At 37.6% G+C, this 15,765-nt stretch carries 16 protein-coding genes; 3 read left to right on the top strand and 13 right to left on the bottom strand.

Features of this window, described 5'->3' with window-relative positions; genetic code table 11:
* Positions 1–60 precede the first annotated feature (60 nt).
* Together Sdiek1_RS03855 and Sdiek1_RS03850 are read left to right on the top strand one after the other, a co-directional pair.
* On the top strand, positions 61–633 hold the full coding sequence (locus Sdiek1_RS03855; protein WP_087437977.1) for an adenylate kinase: 573 nt from the start codon (positions 61–63) through the stop codon (positions 631–633).
* Positions 633–1,367 carry a competence/damage-inducible protein A gene (locus tag Sdiek1_RS03850; RefSeq protein ID WP_087437976.1) on the top strand — a complete coding sequence of 245 codons (735 nt, stop codon included), beginning with the start codon at positions 633–635 and terminating at the stop codon, positions 1,365–1,367. The genes Sdiek1_RS03855 and Sdiek1_RS03850 overlap by 1 nt, the downstream gene beginning before the upstream one ends.
* On the opposite strand, the gene Sdiek1_RS03845 is transcribed toward Sdiek1_RS03850, so the two are convergent.
* The 13 genes from Sdiek1_RS03845 to Sdiek1_RS03790 all read right to left on the bottom strand — a co-directional run bounded on the left by Sdiek1_RS03845 (position 1,354) and on the right by Sdiek1_RS03790 (position 14,555).
* The gene (locus Sdiek1_RS03845; RefSeq protein ID WP_087439817.1) at positions 1,354–3,063 is read right to left on the bottom strand and encodes an N-acetylmuramoyl-L-alanine amidase family protein; all 1,710 of its coding nucleotides are present in this window, start codon (positions 3,061–3,063) and stop codon (positions 1,354–1,356) included. The two genes, Sdiek1_RS03850 and Sdiek1_RS03845, sit on opposite strands and share 14 nt — an antisense overlap.
* Positions 3,047–4,147: a nitronate monooxygenase gene (locus Sdiek1_RS03840; protein WP_087437975.1), complete on the bottom strand. Its 1,101-nt coding sequence runs from the start codon at positions 4,145–4,147 to the stop codon at positions 3,047–3,049. The genes Sdiek1_RS03845 and Sdiek1_RS03840 overlap by 17 nt, the downstream gene beginning before the upstream one ends.
* A complete protein-coding gene (tyrS, locus tag Sdiek1_RS03835; protein ID WP_238099264.1) occupies positions 4,147–5,352 on the bottom strand; it encodes a tyrosine--tRNA ligase in 1,206 nt (401 codons plus the stop codon). Before tyrS ends, Sdiek1_RS03840 begins: the two co-directional genes overlap by 1 nt.
* A 26-nt stretch (positions 5,353–5,378) precedes the next feature.
* Positions 5,379–7,535, bottom strand: coding sequence for a RelA/SpoT family protein (locus Sdiek1_RS03830; protein WP_087437973.1), 2,157 nt, complete (start codon positions 7,533–7,535; stop codon positions 5,379–5,381).
* A gap of 12 nt (positions 7,536–7,547) precedes the next feature.
* Positions 7,548–7,763 carry a DNA-directed RNA polymerase subunit omega gene (locus Sdiek1_RS03825; RefSeq protein ID WP_087437972.1) on the bottom strand — a complete coding sequence of 72 codons (216 nt, stop codon included), beginning with the start codon at positions 7,761–7,763 and terminating at the stop codon, positions 7,548–7,550.
* A gap of 10 nt (positions 7,764–7,773) precedes the next feature.
* A complete protein-coding gene (gene pyrH, locus Sdiek1_RS03820; protein WP_087437971.1) occupies positions 7,774–8,493 on the bottom strand; it encodes a UMP kinase in 720 nt (239 codons plus the stop codon).
* A 65-nt stretch (positions 8,494–8,558) separates the two neighbouring features.
* Entirely contained in the window at positions 8,559–9,707 is a 1,149-nt protein-coding gene (locus Sdiek1_RS03815; RefSeq protein WP_121494812.1) for a murein hydrolase activator EnvC family protein, read from the bottom strand.
* Positions 9,667–9,795 carry a hypothetical protein gene (locus Sdiek1_RS15400; protein WP_256363565.1) on the bottom strand — a complete coding sequence of 43 codons (129 nt, stop codon included), beginning with the start codon at positions 9,793–9,795 and terminating at the stop codon, positions 9,667–9,669. Before Sdiek1_RS15400 ends, Sdiek1_RS03815 begins: the two co-directional genes overlap by 41 nt.
* Positions 9,792–10,601 (bottom strand): FtsX-like permease family protein, encoded by an 810-nt coding sequence (locus tag Sdiek1_RS03810; RefSeq protein WP_087437970.1) that lies wholly within the window; start codon positions 10,599–10,601, stop codon positions 9,792–9,794. The genes Sdiek1_RS15400 and Sdiek1_RS03810 overlap by 4 nt, the downstream gene beginning before the upstream one ends.
* Positions 10,588–11,259 (bottom strand): cell division ATP-binding protein FtsE, encoded by a 672-nt coding sequence (locus Sdiek1_RS03805; protein WP_087437969.1) that lies wholly within the window; start codon positions 11,257–11,259, stop codon positions 10,588–10,590. Before Sdiek1_RS03805 ends, Sdiek1_RS03810 begins: the two co-directional genes overlap by 14 nt.
* Entirely contained in the window at positions 11,243–12,421 is a 1,179-nt protein-coding gene (gene trmB, locus Sdiek1_RS03800) for a tRNA (guanosine(46)-N7)-methyltransferase TrmB (RefSeq protein ID WP_087437968.1), read from the bottom strand. The genes Sdiek1_RS03805 and trmB overlap by 17 nt, the downstream gene beginning before the upstream one ends.
* A gap of 3 nt (positions 12,422–12,424) precedes the next feature.
* Positions 12,425–13,687: a fibronectin type III domain-containing protein gene (locus Sdiek1_RS03795; protein ID WP_238099141.1), complete on the bottom strand. Its 1,263-nt coding sequence runs from the start codon at positions 13,685–13,687 to the stop codon at positions 12,425–12,427.
* A complete protein-coding gene (locus tag Sdiek1_RS03790; RefSeq protein ID WP_087437967.1) occupies positions 13,614–14,555 on the bottom strand; it encodes an RluA family pseudouridine synthase in 942 nt (313 codons plus the stop codon). Before Sdiek1_RS03790 ends, Sdiek1_RS03795 begins: the two co-directional genes overlap by 74 nt.
* Positions 14,556–14,655: 100 nt before the next feature.
* On the opposite strand from Sdiek1_RS03790, the gene Sdiek1_RS03785 reads away from it, so the two are divergent.
* Positions 14,656–15,762 carry an FtsW/RodA/SpoVE family cell cycle protein gene (locus Sdiek1_RS03785; protein ID WP_087437966.1) on the top strand — a complete coding sequence of 369 codons (1,107 nt, stop codon included), beginning with the start codon at positions 14,656–14,658 and terminating at the stop codon, positions 15,760–15,762.
* Positions 15,763–15,765 lie beyond the last annotated feature (3 nt).

Genomic DNA, 15,765 nt, shown 5'->3' with positions numbered 1-15,765 from the left:
AGTGCACTTATAGCTAAAGCTTTACTGTTTTACATGTAAAAAAATTTGAAAAGGATGTTGATGAAGAAACTATTTTTGATTATTGGTGCCCCAGGCAGCGGAAAAACAACAGATGCGAGTTTGATCGCAGAAAAAAATAGCGATGTAATCGCGCACTACTCAACGGGTGAGTTACTTCGTGATGAAGTTGCAAGTGGTAGTGAACTCGGTAAAACGATTGATTCATTCGTTAGCGCTGGCAATCTCGTTCCTCTTGATATCGTGATTAATACCATCGTCAGTGCCATCAAAAACAGTCCTAAAGATGTCATTTTGATCGATGGTTTTCCACGCTCTGATGAGCAAATGAAAGCACTGGATGCCATTCTTTCAAAAGAAACAACAGTAAAACTTGTCTCTGTCGTCGAAGTGGAAGTCAGTGAGCAAGTTGCATGTGATCGCGTTCTAGGACGTGCGCGTGGAGCGGACGATAACGTTCAAGTCTTCAAAAACCGTATGAAAGTGTACACCGAACCTTTAGCGGGCATTCAAGCCTTCTACGGTGCAAAAAATCTTCTTCATAAAATCAATGGCGAACGCACCATCGAAGAGATCGTAAGCGAAATGGAAAACTTCGTTAAAAGCAACATCTAATGCACCACTTCTACTCTGTCATCATTGGGACTGAACTGCTCAATGGTCGCAGGGTAGACAAACACTTCGCCTTTATCAACCAAGAACTCCAAGATCGTGGACTTTTACATGTAGGAAGTTTTGTCATTCAAGATTCCCCTGCTCTCATTCAAAACTGTTTCAATATGATTTTACAAGACCCCAAAAGTGTTATGTTTTGCTTTGGAGGCATTGGCGCAACGCCTGATGATCTTACCCGTGCCATTGCCAGTGAAGTCTTTACAGGTCAGCCTTTAACTTTACATGTAAAGGCAAAAGAGCTCATTGTGAATCAATTTGGAGATGAAGCGTATCCACATAGAATCACAATGGCAATGCTTCCGCCAGAAGCTGATCTTTTGCATAATGTTATCAATCAAGTTCCCGGCTTTTCACTTTTTAATCGTTTCTTTTTTACGCCAGGATTTCCATCCATGTCGTGGCCTATGGTCAAAGAAGCTCTCGATAAGCACTTTCCAACACAGCCTAAATTTTTTAGTAGCTCTTTTATAGTGGAAGCAGCCGAAAATGACTTAATTGAGATTATGGAAGCCTTACCCAAAGAGCTGAATTTCTCCTCACTCCCTCGTTTCGAAGAACAAAAACGTATTGTGGAAATTTACCTTGCACACACTGACCGAGCGCTTGTAGAGCACTGGTCAGATTTCTTTAAAAAGAGTGTTCTCAAAAAAGGGAAAATAATTAGGGGTTGTTAACGTAATAACGATCAATACCATCACTAATACCATCCACAAGCTGTTTTTGGTATTGAGGATTGACCATATTGTCAGACTCTTCAGGATTGGTAATATACCCTAATTCAATCAATACAGAAGGCATTGTGGCACCGACTAAGACCCAAAAAGGAGCTTCTCTAACGCCACCATCTTCGACACTGTATTTCTTTTTGACCGCTTTTAACATACTTGATTGTATGTCAATGGCAATTTTATTGGAAAGCACAATTTTTTCACGATTGAAAACGTTAAGAAAGGTCTCTTTTGAGTAAAAGTCCATTTCTTCCATTGTTGATTGATTTTCCAATGCGGCTACGTTTTTAGAACGCTCTGATCGATCAGGAGAAAGAAAAAATGTCTCTAGTCCTTTCATTGAGAGTTTTTTAGCTTCATTGGGGGCAGCATTTGCGTGTAAAGAAACAAACAGGTCAGCATTTTTATCATTAGCCACTTTGGTACGATCTCTTAGTTCAATAAATTCATCACTTTGACGTGTATAAAAGACTTTGTAACCACGTGATTTTAGCTCTTTACCCAATTGTAAAGCCATCTCGAGTACAAGGTTTTTTTCAAGTCGTTGTTTATATCCTGTTGCACCAGAATCTTTCCCGCCATGCCCAGCATCGATAACAATGGTTTTATCACGTTTAAGTCCCTTTTTTGAACTACTCAGAGAAGTAGCACTGGATGCAGAGGGAGGAGGAGTCACCTTTGCTGTTGCTGCGACAGTAGAAGAACTAGCGGCAGCAACAGGAGCGACTGTTGATGGGGGAGGTATGTTTTTATGTGAAGCTTCTACAACGGGTTGTTGAGGCTGTGGTATAGGCCTTTGTGTTAAGACAGGCTGTTTATTGAGTGAAAGAATTACTTGGTTTTCAAACACACTAACATATGTCTCAAAAGCACTAGGTGCATCTAAAATAATACGAATAGCATTATTGTTGTATTGACTAATTCGTAAACTTTGTAGCTTTTTAGGCGTCGTAATCGTCAAAGGTGCATTCATAATAATTGCAGGGATATCAATAATTTTTTTATAACTGTCTGCACTTTTAAGAACAAAAATTTTCACACTACTTTCTACAACTTTAGCCCCAAAATCAAGCACAATTTCATCTTCATTTGTAACAACATGCTGAAGTACATTTTTCCCATTGTATGATTTTGGAAGTGTAGAATTTGACTGGTTTGATGAACCACTACTATTGGCTGTTTGCATCGCTGGTCTATTTTCATTAAAAGCAGGTGCAGGCGGCATAGGAGCAGGAGCAAAAGCCGATGGGGATGATGCCGAAGAAGATGGCGTATTACTGGATGAAGCAGCAAAACTCTCTTCGGAAGCAGGAGGAGGAACAAGAGGCTTAGAAGGAGCTGCTTTTTTGCTACCTTTGCCTAATGTTGCAAGTTCTGACTCATACTTTGATGCATCTAATTTAAGAACTTTGGCAGTCTTAATCAATCGCTCCAATGTCTCTTTTTTGAGATTCTCATCATTACCAATAATAGATTGAATATAGATAGCTTTCAGCCCATGAAAGATACGCAACATCTCATCATTACTTGCACCATTCATTTGTGTATCATACTGCTGTAACTGTTGCATGTAATTAGGAGCACCCAAAAGGGCTACACACATCAACAGTAAAACAAAAAATGATCTAATTAGTTTCCCCATATACCAACTTTGCAATCAGCTCTTTTACGCTGATAATTTCATTGAGTTTATAACCATTTGCACCTGTAAAGAAAAGCCCTGTTTCAACTTTTCCCATATAGGCATCACTCAAACTATCTGCAATACAATACCCTACTGCTTTAGCTTCTTGTCCCCGATGACAGGGACTGACACAGTTGCTAATACAACGAATAGGTGGTCCTTCTCTTTTTTCAACCATCTTAATAAGATTGGTTCTAACACCACGCGCTGGATAACCTACGGGTGATTTAAAGAGTTTAATATCTTCTTGGTGTGCGTTAAGTAAAACTTCTTTAAAATTTTGATCGGCATCACACTCATGTGTTCCAATGAAACGGGTTCCCATTTGAACGCCATCTGCACCTAAGCTCATCATCTTTAAAATATCATTATGATCCCATACTCCACCTGCAGCAAAAAGAGGAAACTCACCACCCCAAGCCTTAATTTCTTCACGAATAGGTCCAATCAAATTTTCAAGCTGATACTCTTCCATAGCACATTGTTCATAGGTAAAACCTTGATGCCCACCACTTAAAGGTCCTTCAACAACAATAGCATCTGGCAAGCGGTTATAACGTTGTGTCCAACGTTTGCAAATAATCCTTAATGCCTTTGCCGAAGAGACAATAGGAACGAGGGCGACATCAGGATAGGCAGCCGTAAATTCAGGCATATTGGTTGGAAGCCCTGCTCCAGTAATAATAATATTAACCCCTGCTTCACATGAGTCTTTAATAACACGTTCATAATCATTAATTGCATAAAGAATATTCATTGCAAGTGGTTTTGAACCACAAATTTTTCGTGCGTTTTCAACAATCGCAAATAAAGCATCTTTGGAGTAAAAATTCTCCGTTTCAAAGGGGCGTGTATTGATATTTTTTTTACTAAAGTGTGTGTTCTGATAATAACCTGTTCCAACAGAGCTAATGACACCCAATCCGCCTTCTAAACTTACGGTTCCCGCAAGTTTATCCCAACTGATTCCAAGCCCCATACCCCCTTGAATAATAGGATATTCAAGTGTGTACTTGCCAATTTTAAGAGGTTCAAATGCCATTACTGCACCTTTAATCGAGCAAATTTTCGCTTACCTACTTGGAGAATATACTCTCCGCATTCCAATTGTAACTGTTCATCATCAACTTTGTCTTGATTGAGCTTTACAGCTCCTTGCTTAATATCGCGTCTAGCTTGTGAGGTTGAAATTTCAAGTCCACAATCAACTAAAGCTTTAGCTATCCAAATAGGAGACTCTTTACATGTAAAGGTTTCAATCTCTGTTGGAATCTCATTTTGAGAATGCACACGATCAAACTCAGCTTTGGCTTCAAGCGCCTCTGCTTTACCATGGTAACGTTCAACCATTTCTGTAGCAATCATCTCTTTTGCATGTTTTGGATGAAGAATTCCTGCGGCAACATCGTTCTTAAGAGCTTCAATTTCTTCAAGACTTTTCGTGCTTAAAAGCTCATAATAACGCCACATCAAATCATCAGAAATACTGAGCATCTTACCAAACATATCAGATGGTGCATCGGTAACACCAATATAATTGCCTAAAGATTTACTCATTTTATTAACGCCATCCAGCCCTTCAAGTAAAGGCATCATAATAACGGCTTGCTCTTTGCCGATATTATAGGCACGTTGTAAATGACGACCCATTAAAAGATTAAACTTCTGATCGGTACCACCCATTTCAATATCACTTTTCATTGCAACACTATCGTAACCTTGAAGCAATGGGTATATAAATTCACTAATAGAAATAGGCGTTTGAGATTTATAGCGTTTTTCAAAATCTTCACGCTCAAGCATACGTGCCACATTAAATGTGGTAGTAAGCTCTACCAAACCTGATGCACCTAGAGCTTCAATCCACTCTGAGTTAAAGAGAACCACTGTTTTTTCAGGGTCTAAGATTTTAAAGACTTGTTCTTTATAGCTTTGAGCATTGGCTAAAACAACCTCACGTGTCAATTTTTTACGTGTCTCATTTTTACCTGTGGGATCACCAATCATGCCCGTAAAATCACCAATCAAAAACTGAACAATAGCCCCAAATTTTTGAAGAAGTGCCATTTTTTGAAGAAGCACCGTATGCCCTAAGTGAAGGTCTGGTGCCGTGGGATCAAACCCCGCTTTAACTAAAAAAGTTTCACCTTTTTCAAAGTAATTTTTTAATAATGTGACAACACGCTCTTCATCAATAATCTCGCTAATCCCTCTTTTGATCTCTTTGAGCGCATTTTGAATCCGCATATCCATTCTATCATTTCCTTATTCGATTATTTATAGGCATCATTAACTGAAATAAATTCAATCACTCGGTATTTCCCTTTGAGATTATCCCGTACGGCATTAACATTCTTATCGGGCAATTCCAAAATCATCTCAAAATAATCTGCATGACCTTCATCTTCGCCCTTACCGAGTTCTATCGTCACCAGATTAATCTGCATTTTAGCCAAATAAGCTAAAAATGAGGCTAAAGAACCTTTCTTGTTTTCAAGACTTACAATCAATTTGTAACGATCGGGCGCTTCTCTCGTCCATTTCACAAAGACCATAGGCTCATTTTCTTCCATCAAAGTAGCTGCACGCTCACACAGTTTATGATGTACAAAAACATCATTACCTTTTTTAAAACCTACTATATCATCTCCTCGTTTAGGATGACAACAGTAGTCAAAATAGACGTTAGAAATATGATGATTTGAGTAGATGACGATATTTTCAAACTTCTGCTTTTTGATGTGATAGCGATCTTTCTTGAGCAGAGGGAAAAGCATTGTATCTTGCATAGCATAGAGTTTTAATGTATTAGCCACATCTTGTAAATAAATAGAATCCGTAGAAATTTTAAAAATCTTTTTTGAAGCATGTTCTTGCTCAACCCAGGCTTCAACTTTATTTTCAGCCACTCCAAAAGTATAGGCGAGTATTTTAATTGCGACTTTGTGATTAATCTCTTTGATTTTTTGACGACAATTAGACTGAATCGTACTTTTTGCTTTTCCTGTTTTCACGCTGTTGATCCAACTGCAACGATATTTTGGCTCTTTTGACGTTACAATACGAACAATGTCGCCATTTTTGAGCTCACTAAGCAGTGGTACTTTTTGTTTGTTCACATATGCTTCATCGGCATATGTTCCTACTTCTGTATGTACCTCATACGCAAAGTCTAAAACAGTTGCCCCACGTGGAAGGGTAAAGATATCACCTTTGGGAGAGAAGACAGCTATATCTTCCGTATAGAGATTATCTTTGGCAATGGCATAAAAATCTTCAATATTCTCAATCTCTTCATTTTGGTTATTAAGCTCATTGAGCCAATCCAGCTTAGGATTAAGACCACCTGATTTATATTTCCAATGCGCGGCAACACCATATTCTGCTGTTTTATTCATATCATAGGTTCGAATTTGTGCTTCGACAATGGACTTGTCATCAAATACCGTTGTATGAATCGTCTGATAACCATTTTCTTTGGGTATTGCTATATAGTCTTTAAAACGCGATATCAACGGCTTAAAATGCTGATGGACAATGCCAAGGGCTCGGTAACAATCAATAGGAGTTCGGACAATAATACGGATCGCTAAAAGATCCAAAACTTCTTCAATGCTGACACCTTTACGTTGCATTTTAAGATAAATGGAATAATAGTGTTTAACACGCTTTTGAATCGTAAAATCGCTCTCAATAAATCCCTCTTTGAGCATATGATTTTTAATTTTGGAGATAAAATGGTTGAGTCTTAGTTGGAGTTGTTGACCATGTTCTGTAATATACCCATCAATTTTAGTATATTCATTGGGCATAACATAGAAAAAACTAAAATCTTCTAAGAGATTTTTAATCGAAGAGATACCTAAACGATGCGCAATGGGCGCATATACTACTAATGTTTCTTCTGCAATACGACGCTGCTTAACAGGATCAAGTGCGGCAAGCGTGAGCATATTATGAAGTCTATCACATAGTTTTACTACCAATACACGCACATCACGAATAGAGGCAATAAGCATCTTTCGAAAAGTTAGAGCAGAAGCAACCAGCTTGTCATTGGAGTACGAAGGTATTAATTCAACATCACGTATTTCAACAATTTTGGTTAAACCATCTACTAAATGTCCAACTTCCTCACCAAACATTGCTTTAATGTCTTCAGAAGAGCATGAAGTATCTTCAACGACATCGTGCAACAAGCCTGCTACAATCATCGGCTCATCACCACCCAAGTATGCGACAAAAACGCACACTAAGATAGGATGAACAACATACTCTTCACCACTTTTACGATACTGCCCTTTGTGTTTAGCAATCGTAAACGTAACAGCTTTCTCAATGTTGGGTGTTGGCTTTATATACTTATATAAGAGTTCTACCGCTTTTTCAGAGCTTTTACACTCTTTGACAATTTCAATTAACTCTTCCAATGTTCAAACTACTTAACAGTCAGTAATAGATTCTAATCTAACTTTGCCTTCTGCAATTTCAAGAAGAGCAATGTCTGTAAACTTTTGTTTGTTTTTATCCGCTTTAATCAGAGGCTCTGCACCATTTGAAAGTTGCTCTGCTCTTTTGGAAACCATCATGACTAATTTATAACGATCTTGACCGACAAGCGATAAAGCTCTTGCTGTAATTTCTTCTGTTCTTTCCATCTTTTTTTCCTTATTTATTTCTGACGATTGAGCAACACGATAAGTTGCCTTCTATAATTTTTTGTAAATTCCCTTTTGCAAACATATTGCAAATGACAATCGGGAGATTGTTGTCTTTTGCAAGAGCAATTGATGTATCATCCATAACTTTAATATTATCATCCATGGCTCTATCATAAGTCAGTTCAGCTAGTTTTTGTGCATCAGGAAACTTCTTAGGATCCCTATCATACACTCCATCAACCTTTGTTGCTTTAATAATCATATCTGCGCCAATTTCAATCGCACGCAGTGTTGCCGCTGTATCGGTTGTGAAGAAAGGGTTACCTGTGCCTGCAGCAAAAATTACAATACGTCCTTTTTCAAAGTGACGTTGTGCTCGTCTTACGATAAATGTCTCACAAATGGCTTCCATTTTGATCGCACTTTGAACGCGCACTTCCATGCCAACATGTTCAAGCGCTTCTTGCATTGCAATGCTATTAATCACGGTTGATAGCATTCCCATATAATCACCACTCGTACGTTTGATAATACCATCTTTTGCAGCGCTCACACCACGAATGATGTTACCTCCGCCAATAACGATACCGATTTCAATATTATGTATCACCAGTGATTTAATCTCATCAGCGATATACTTTAAAATAGTAGTGTCAATGCCAAATCCATTATCACCTGCAAGTGCTTCACCAGAGAACTTAACTAAAACTCTTTTTCTCTTCTCCATATTATATAAACCTTTCTTTCTAGGCGTAGAAAACTTCTTTATTTTACCCTAACAGACCTAAAAAGTTACTTTGCGATCAGTTCCAGTGGGTCAATGTGGAAATTTTTCTGAGTCACTTCGAAGGTGAGGTCATTGTCGATACGCCCAATGACGTACCCTTTTTTGATTTTCTGTCCTACTTGAATTGTAGGTGCAATTTTTGAGAGATGGGCATAAATCGTATGAATTTCATCACTGTTTTCGATAATAACCACTTTTTCCATAGAGGCAGTATCTTTAGCAAAAATAACCTTCCCATTTAAGACACTTTTAACAGTAGCATCGGGTGTTGAAGATGCTAGAACAACAGATTCATTAAAGATTTTAATCTTATAAATAGGATCAACATAATCTCCAAATTTACGCTTGACATTGTAACTGTCCAATGGAGCAATGGTTCGCTCACCAACATATTTTTTTACGTTACTATTTTGATACGAAGATCCAATTTGTCTAATACTATTGTCTTCACCACCAACAGTTTTAGGTCCTTTATCTCTTTTGGCGGCATTTTTTTCAGCTAAAAGCTTATTTTCTTCCTGAACTTTAATAATTTTAAGTTGCTCAAGTGTTGTTCTAATTTCATCACGTTCTTTTTGAATATCATCTAACTGTTTTTTGTAACCCTCTTTTTTTGTATTAAGAGCAAGGATTGAACTTTCACGTTTTTTTTCCAGTGCTACGAGTTCATCCTTCTTACTTTTTGAACTTTGAATTTCGCCATGAATATTTTTAATTTCTTGGCTTTGAGAATAAATTTGGTCATTGACTTGTTTATAATCGGCTGCTAATTTTCCAAACTCCTTACGCATAATGGTGTCCATTTTCTGAAGCACTTCATCCACTAAAATCCCATCTTCATTATCTAAATAGTCACTATCAGAAACTAAATAAAATGAAAAATCCTCTGCAATAATTTTGATAATTTTTTGTTCTAACCCTTTTTTTTGAGAGGAAAGCGCTTGCGTGTCTTTCGTCAATTTGTCCAGATATTCACTTTTTTGTTGAACAACTTCTTGCGAGTCATTGATTGTACGACTCAGCTCTTCAATCTTATCTTTAATTTTTTCAATATCTTTTTCTTCATTTACGATATCGTTCGCTATATCTTGGAGTTTACCATGAATTTGTTTTTCAGTTTGCATCTTTTCTTGCAACGTTTTTTGCTTTTTCATCAATTTTCTGCGCGGTATTACCTGATGGAGCTGCCAGCAGCATTAAAGGCAGAAGAAACGTCATGCCACTCAACAATCCTAATTTCATACACGCCCTATCTTACGAGAAACAATGGTTACGGCAATCAAAGAAAATAAAATAGAAGAGCCAACAAGGATACCTCCCTCAAAAAGAAGATCAAACTCAGGAAGCATGATGTCAAGTTCAGCTGCAAAATCTTTCACAATCGTTATTTTAGGAGCTATTGAATATATTGCACATACCGCAATAGAACTTATGAGGGAATCAACCAAAGTCATACGGTACAGCATTGCACTTTTCATAAAAAATGAAGCACCAAACAGTGTCATAATAGACATTCTACGGTTATGTTCATACGTCCAAATGCGAATCTGCTTAAAGATTAAAAGTATGGCTACAAATGCTACAAAAAAGGCGAAAATATAGACCATCGCCTGCAATAATAGAAACATTTTAAACATCTTTTCATGTGTCTTAGCAAACGTTTCAATACGGGTTATAGAACTAATACTTAAGAGCTTTTGCTTAATCGCTTCAACCCTTTTTTTATTGGGAATTGACTCGAGTTTTAATGAGTAAAATTTTGGAAGCGCTACTTGTAAAAGTGCCAAATTTTTTGATGACATATCATTTTTAAGGCGATCCAATATTTTTTTGCTACTGATTTCCGATAAAGACTCAATTTCTGGAATCTGCTTTTTAAGATCTTCTTCTTTGAGCTCTGATGAAGAAACCACCACAATGGCATAGTCATTCACTATTTTCGTCGCATAGTCATTGACAATACTCTTGATAACATTCGTAAATTGAAACGAAAAGAGTAAGACAAAGACAGAAATCATAATCGAAAAATGGCTATTAATTGACCTCATGTAAAACGCCACCTTCTAAAAAATAGTGTTTATAATCAATACCAAGAGAGGCAGGAATATTATGCGTTACCACTAAAACAGTGGTACCCAAATGCTCTTTAGCACCTTTGAGTAAATTCCAAATCACTTCACTTGAATAGCTATCCAAATTTCCTGTAGGTTCATCTGCCAAAATAAGGACAGGGTTGTGAGCCAAAGCTCTAGCCATTGCAACACGTTGTTGCTCACCACCACTGAGTTCATATGGATATTTATTGATTTTATGCAACAACTTAACATGTTTTAAAAGCTTATGCGCTTGTTTAATACAAACACCTTTTGAAAATCCACCAATAATGAGGGGCAACATAACATTTTGCTCCACGGTCCACTCATCAATCAATTTATAGTCTTGAAAAACAACACCTAAGTAGCGCCTCAGAAGATTAAGTTTGGAACTACTAATATTTTTAAAATCAATGCCACAGACGTTAAGATCACCCCGATTAGGGAAAAGCTCACCGTAAAGCGACTTGATAATCGTTGATTTTCCGCTACCGCTTTTTCCCGTAATAAAGACAAATTCTTGCGCTTTTATTTGCATACTTGCATCCGTAATGATCGGCTCATCTCGGCCATAGCTAATATTTAAGCCATTGGCTTTAATCACATATTCCATGAAACCACTCTTTAATTAATGTATGAGCTGCTCTGTTGCTTTTTGTCGCTAAAATTGCATCTGGCAGATAAGAAACTTGACCTTTTTGTATCGCTATATAACATTTTTCATTGCGTTCATTGGCACCAAAAGAGAGGCGAATGAGACCGCTTTGTTCATCAATTTCAAAAAGTTCTTCAAAATGGACAAAAAAGCCCTCTCCTCGTAAAAGTTCATCTTTAAAAGTGTCACGAATTTTTCTAAAATCAACATCCATATCAAAATGCAATGTGTCTGGCTTTGATATGGGCTCAGAAGCCACTTCATTGGTTAAAATGACATCGTAAATATCTTTTTCCATTTTACGCCATCGATCTTCGTATTTACTTGTAATCTCAAGTTCCGCATTTTTTTTCACATGCACATCGGCGCGTGAGAGTTGCATCATCTGTGCAAAAGTGAACTCAAAGTAGAGCGGACTGTCGGTTCGAAGCTCTAATGTTCCCTTTACATGCAAAACACGTAAAGCTTCTTCAATGAATGCAGCAGAAAAAACACGGCGGTGTGGCTTTTTATCCCAAGGAACAGGAAAGTGCACAAAGATACGTCCTACTACGTTAGAAGGCAAGAACTCCATAAACAAGCGTGCATCATAGTCAACAACTAAAATATTTTCAATGGATTGAAGTTCACATTGTTTTAAAACTTGCTCAATCGAAGGCTTATGAATTTCCAGACCAATGAATTGAATATGTGGATTTTTCTTTGCCTGATGAAGTAAGTGTCGTCCACTTCCAAAACCAATTTCGATCCAAATTTCACCTTTCACGTCAAAGTGATTTGCAAAAAAGTCAATCTCTTTGAGGTAAGGCGAATGCTTGACTTCTAAAAAATTTTTAGGTTCAATATTGGAATAAATCTCTTTGGCTTCACTTACATCTCTAAAATCAATCAACACTTTTTGCAAAAAAGAGGCTTGGGTTGGGCGAGTAACTTTGTCACCCTTCACCAGTAAATTCCCATCCTCTTTTTGATGAATACGAATCAGTAAGTGCTCTCCTTGCATTGAGGCCATCACCAGTTTGTTGCCCCTTTTAGAGTGCGCTTCGTAACTAAATGTGGTCTCTTTGTACGTACAAGGATAACTTAAAGGTTTCAGTGTTTGCGTATGAAAATTCGGCATAAATTAATTTGATCCCTTTGGAATAGTAATAAGCACACTATCCGAAGGTTTAGAGGCAATGCCATATTTATCTATCGCAATAATATTATATTTGTACTCTACCCCAGGAACGGTATCTTGGTCAACAAAATTACTTTCAAAGATACCTGTAAAATTCTGCTTTTTCGTTTTACCAGAGATTTCAAATTCTTTAGTGACACTGTATTTTATTGCATTATCATCCCCAGCCCATGAAATGGAAATAGAATTGCCATCGTGTCTCACTGAACTGACAGAAGGAGCATTAAGTGCTGAAAGTGTCATACCTGCCACCGTGGTATCTTGCTTTGATTCAAGACCATCAACATCGACAGCTACAACTCTGTAGTAATAGGTTTTACCGTTATCGTTGATTAAATCTTCAAACTCGGTATTGACTGTTTTGCCAAAAAAAGTATAGAACAGACCTGATGTTGGAGAACGATAGATTTTATAATAAGCAAAATCACTTGTCGTTGATGGACTCCATGTCAAAATAATTTTTTTAGGTAAATCTGACGTTGCTTTAACACCTGTAATGCCACGAGGTAGAGGTTTTGAATGTGCTTCAACGGTATCACTTGGTTTTGAGACAACATCATCAGAGGTCTTTACTTTAACACGGTAACGGTAAACAGAATTATCTTTAATATCTTTGTCGATATATTCGGCATTTAATCTACCTTTAACTTTGCCAATCTCATCCCATGAATTAGACTTATATTCGTTACGTTCAATGATGTAATATTCTACATTCTGCTGTGAATGTGGTCTCCAAATAATTTTAATACACGCAGGCAATCCTGAGACCGCATTGATAAATGAAACAGAATCAATGGCACCTACGGTTGGAGTGTTAGCGACAAGTCCTGTTGTTGTTACGCTTGCCATAGCACTTAACGCAGATTCATGTTTGTCCGCAGAATAGGTACTCATCTGATAGCTATAGCTTGAGTTGGGTCTTAGTTTCGTATCCACATAGTGTGATACGTATTTGTCTTTAATGGTGGCAATCTTTTTCATACTATTGCCTTCCATTCGGTATAAGTAGTACCCTTCGATTTGTGAACTGTAGATTGGCGTCCATTCAAAACCAACTTCTGTAGAACCTGCCAAGGTACGAATGCCTTCTATTCTGGGCATAGAAGCATCAACAACGGGCTCTTTAGGTGTTTCAAGCGTCTTTTCGCAACCACTGATCATGAAGCTTAAAGCCATTAACGATACTATCCAAAGTAATTTTTTCATCTACCTCTTCCTTACTGAAATGGTGTCTTAAATAGGCATCAAAATCATCCCACAATGGAGCATTTATTTGCAATAATTGCCCTGTTCTTGGATGCATAAGATACAAAATATAAGCGTGTAACATAACTCTTGGTATTGTACCATTTTGGCTCTTAAAGCCGTATAAACTATCGCCCAAGATGTGGCGAGAGAGTGCTTGGAGATGCACTCTGATCTGATGCGTTCGCCCTGTAAAAAGTTTGGCGGCAATCAGCTCTTTTTTACCATCACGAGATACCAAAAGTTTTGAAAAAGCACTTTTTGCCATGCGTCCATCTTTTTTAAGGACATCCATTTTCAAACGATTATTAACACTACGTCCAATAGGCAGCTCAACAACAATATTATCTTTGAGAGGCAAATCAATCATGGCGAGATAGTATCGCCCCATACTTTTATCTTCTAACTGAGAAGAGAGGCTTAAATGCGCTTCATTGTTTTTAGCAATCACTAGCGCACCACTGGTTTCTTTGTCGATGCGGTGTACAATACCATGACGCTCTTCACCGCTGATAGTAGAAAGATTAATACGCTTAAACTTCAGCCAATCCACGAGTGTTGCTTCTTTGACACTAGGAGCCCCATGAACCGTTAAAAACGGTGGCTTATTAATCACCAGAAGATCATCATCTTCATACAAAATAGGCACATCAAAATTAACTTCATACTCACTTGAACTCTGTTCAGCTTCTGCAAACTCATAACAAATGACATTGCCTTCCACAAGCTTCGTACTGCACTTTGTGCACAATTTTCCATCGACCATAACACCGATATTTTTAATGAGTTTTTCGACCTGATTGCGCGGTAGTTCTAGCGCTTCACTCATCGCGGCATCAAGCCTTTTTTGACTCTTTACATGTAAACTCCATACAGCCTACTTTCTTCTAATTTTTGATATACTTGCGAAAACTTTCCAAAGGGATAGAGTGTTTCAAATTGATAGGCGCATCTTAACACATTTTGATTTTTTAATTCCTATACTCGTTCTTCCTATCATCGTGATTTCCTATTATCTCATCGCAGAAGCCAACACGATGCTGGCCAATAAACAGATTGTCTATTACACGGTTGGATTTGTTGTGTTTCTCCTCTTTTTTATTATCCCTATTAAAAAAATTGAGTGGGTCATTCCTTTTTTTTATTGGGTCACGATTATTTTACTTTTGAGTGTTGATTTTTTTGGCATTGCAAAACTAGGTGCTCGAAGATGGCTAGAAATTCCCTTTGTGCATTTTACCATCCAGCCTTCTGAAATTTTCAAACCCGCTTTTATTTTAATGCTTGCCTACCTTATCAAGAACAATCCTCCAGAAGAGAATGGCTATGGATGGAAGTCTTTTTTTAAGCTCAGCTTTTATATTCTATTGCCATTTGTACTTGTGGCAAAAGAACCCGACCTTGGCACGGCTATGGTTTTAGTATTGTTGGGCTATGGAACGCTTTTTGTGATTGGTGTGCATAAAAAAATATGGATTACATTAGCCATTATCATTGGTATTTGCAGCCCTCTCATGTACAATAGTTTGCATGATTACCAAAAGCAACGTATTACTGATTTTATCTCTGAAAAGCCAAGTTACCATGTTAAGCAGTCTATCATTGCCATTGGTTCAGGTGGATTAACAGGAAAAGAACGCAGTGAAGCAACCCAAACACATTACAAATTCCTTCCCATCGCTACGAGTGATTTTATCTTTGCCTATACGGTTGAACGTCTTGGCTTTTGGGGAGCATTGGGGCTCATAGTCTGCTATGCCTCTTTAGTCACGCACCTTTTAAGTCTTAATTTTCTTTTGAAAGAAGACTATTTTGCTCGCGTCATCACCAGTGGTATCTCTTTACTGATATTTTTCTATATGAGCATTAATATTGCTATGACGATTGGGCTAGCTCCCGTAGTAGGTGTTCCATTACCTTTTTACAGCTACGGAGGAAGTAGTTTTATCACTTTCTTTGCTCTTTTTGGTATCTTAGAAAACCTATTAGCTTTCCGATTTGACCCGACCTACCGTTCCATCAAATATTCGCTCTAAGCC

The sequence above is a fragment of the Sulfurospirillum diekertiae genome (assembly GCF_002162315.1).
Lineage (GTDB): Bacteria > Campylobacterota > Campylobacteria > Campylobacterales > Sulfurospirillaceae > Sulfurospirillum.
Note: the sequence above shows the minus strand (reverse complement) of the source record. Positions and strands in the feature narration are given on the sequence as shown.

Excerpts from the sequence above, each read along its gene's own strand:
- Sdiek1_RS03855 (WP_087437977.1), top strand. The coding sequence starts at position 61 with ATGAAGAAACTATTTTTGATTATTGGTGCCCCAGGCAGCGGAAAAACA.
- Sdiek1_RS03850 (WP_087437976.1), top strand. The coding sequence starts at position 633 with ATGCACCACTTCTACTCTGTCATCATTGGGACTGAACTGCTCAATGGT.
- Sdiek1_RS03845 (WP_087439817.1), bottom strand. The coding sequence starts at position 3,063 with ATGGGGAAACTAATTAGATCATTTTTTGTTTTACTGTTGATGTGTGTA.
- Sdiek1_RS03840 (WP_087437975.1), bottom strand. The coding sequence starts at position 4,147 with ATGGCATTTGAACCTCTTAAAATTGGCAAGTACACACTTGAATATCCT.
- tyrS (WP_238099264.1), bottom strand. The coding sequence starts at position 5,352 with ATGCGGATTCAAAATGCGCTCAAAGAGATCAAAAGAGGGATTAGCGAG.
- Sdiek1_RS03825 (WP_087437972.1), bottom strand. The coding sequence starts at position 7,763 with ATGGAAAGAACAGAAGAAATTACAGCAAGAGCTTTATCGCTTGTCGGT.
- pyrH (WP_087437971.1), bottom strand. The coding sequence starts at position 8,493 with ATGGAGAAGAGAAAAAGAGTTTTAGTTAAGTTCTCTGGTGAAGCACTT.
- Sdiek1_RS03815 (WP_121494812.1), bottom strand. The coding sequence starts at position 9,707 with ATGAAAAAGCAAAAAACGTTGCAAGAAAAGATGCAAACTGAAAAACAA.
- Sdiek1_RS15400 (WP_256363565.1), bottom strand. The coding sequence starts at position 9,795 with ATGAAATTAGGATTGTTGAGTGGCATGACGTTTCTTCTGCCTTTAATG.
- Sdiek1_RS03810 (WP_087437970.1), bottom strand. The coding sequence starts at position 10,601 with ATGAGGTCAATTAATAGCCATTTTTCGATTATGATTTCTGTCTTTGTC.
- Sdiek1_RS03805 (WP_087437969.1), bottom strand. The coding sequence starts at position 11,259 with ATGGAATATGTGATTAAAGCCAATGGCTTAAATATTAGCTATGGCCGA.
- trmB (WP_087437968.1), bottom strand. The coding sequence starts at position 12,421 with ATGCCGAATTTTCATACGCAAACACTGAAACCTTTAAGTTATCCTTGT.
- Sdiek1_RS03795 (WP_238099141.1), bottom strand. The coding sequence starts at position 13,687 with ATGAAAAAATTACTTTGGATAGTATCGTTAATGGCTTTAAGCTTCATG.
- Sdiek1_RS03790 (WP_087437967.1), bottom strand. The coding sequence starts at position 14,555 with ATGAGTGAAGCGCTAGAACTACCGCGCAATCAGGTCGAAAAACTCATT.